This window comes from Bradyrhizobium sp. SUTN9-2, assembly GCF_003122645.1.
Taxonomy (GTDB): Bacteria; Pseudomonadota; Alphaproteobacteria; order Rhizobiales; family Xanthobacteraceae; genus Bradyrhizobium; species Bradyrhizobium yuanmingense.
In genome coordinates, this window is sequence record NZ_LAXE01000001.1 from 2,562,345 (window position 1) to 2,563,867 (window position 1,523).

1 protein-coding gene and 1 pseudogene are annotated in these 1,523 nt (G+C 58.6%); both read right to left on the reverse strand.

All coding sequences use genetic code 11. The features are described from left to right. Positions 1–48: 48 nt before the first annotated feature. Positions 49–225, reverse strand: a pseudogene (locus XF30_RS40100) (acyl-CoA dehydrogenase family protein); the annotation flags it as partial. Between the two features lie 838 nt (positions 226–1,063). Then, positions 1,064–1,523 (reverse strand): TCP-1/cpn60 chaperonin family protein (locus XF30_RS39240; protein WP_283811133.1); only part of this gene is annotated, 460 nt, incomplete at its 5' end.

Here is a 1,523-nt window from a genome sequence, read left to right on the forward strand (position 1 = left end):
CTCTTCCCTAATATGCCCTGTGCCAGCGAGAAGGTGGCAGCAGAACGCTTAAATGCGGGGTAAGGCTAGGAAGTTATGGATAATGAGGGGCGATGCCGCGGAGACACCGAACGATGCCGTCGCGGAGATGAGGTCGATAGCCTCTTGCAAAGAGAGAGCTAATCCGCCGTGCTCTTCTGGTACGGTTGGCCGAAACAGTCCATGCCTTGCCAAAACCATATGTAGGGTCGGAGGGAAGGCTTAGCGGCCATCCGCGTCTGCGAAAGTGAGCTGGCTGAGCTCAGCGATAAAATTGGAATATCGTGCAGTTGCATGCCCTTCAGCTAAGCGATCCTGACCGCGTTTCGTGCCAATTCATCCGAGAGGCTACCTTGGCCAGACATTGGAATAGTGTGGATGCAGGTGCAGTGCAGGCACGAGCCGGGACCGGACTGTCTTGCAGCCGCCCCGCCGGCGAGCTCTTTTGCAAAGCATCCCCGTTCCGATCGGATACCGTATATATTGGACGCAAAGCAAGCCTTGCGATTTTAGTGTGTGATCACTCTTAAGCATGTCCTGCCGTCCGCAGCAGGGGAGTTGAGGGGAGCCCCGTCCGCGTGACCAAACGAGGCGCAGAATAATCATCGCACTTTCCACAAAATACTGTGGTTTGTGAGAATGTTCACCGGGTCCAAACAAGCCCTTAGGCCACAAGATGTAAGTGCGATACTTCACGAAAGGCATTTCGTCGCCTCCAGCTACGCTCCAGCAGAAGAAAGCGGACAAGGAGGTCGAAAGCGGACAGGCGGCGCCGAGTCTACGGCACGCCAAGGGTTCGAACATTTGGATGAGCAGAGACAGCTTCGTGAGTCAAAATCGCCATAGACCCGCTCATCGTCGTACCGCACGCGGTCCTGTCGTCGCGGAAGGAACGGTCAAGAAAATTGAGTTGGGGTGCTGCCGCCGCGGATAGACCGATGGGCCGGACCTTCGGCGGGCTGGCAACGGGCTACCGGCCGCTCGATGCAAAAACCCTGACATTATTGCCAGGGTTTCGCATGTCATCGAGAATTTGAGAAGTGGATCAGAAGTCCACACCGCCCATGCCGGGGCCGCCAGGCATTGCTGGGCCAGTCGTAGCCTTCTTCGGCAGCTCGGCAACCATCGCTTCCGTCGTGATCAGCAGCCCGGCCACCGAGGAGGCGTTCTGGACCGCGATGCGCACGACCTTGGCCGGATCAATGATTCCTATGGAGAGGAGGTTGCTGTACTCGCCTGTCTGCGCATCGAAGCCAAAAGAGTACTGCTCGTTATCGAGCACCTTGCCGACCACGATCGAACCGTCTTCTCCGGCATTGATCGCGATCTGGCGGGCCGGCCACGACAGTGCTCTGCGCACGATCTCGACGCCGGTCTTCTGGTCGTCGTTCTTGGTGCGCAGGCCCTTGAGCTGCTCGGAGGCACGGAGCAGGGCGACGCCGCCGCCCGGAACGATGCCTTCTTCCACGGCCGCGCGGGTCGCATGCATCGCGTCATCAACGCGG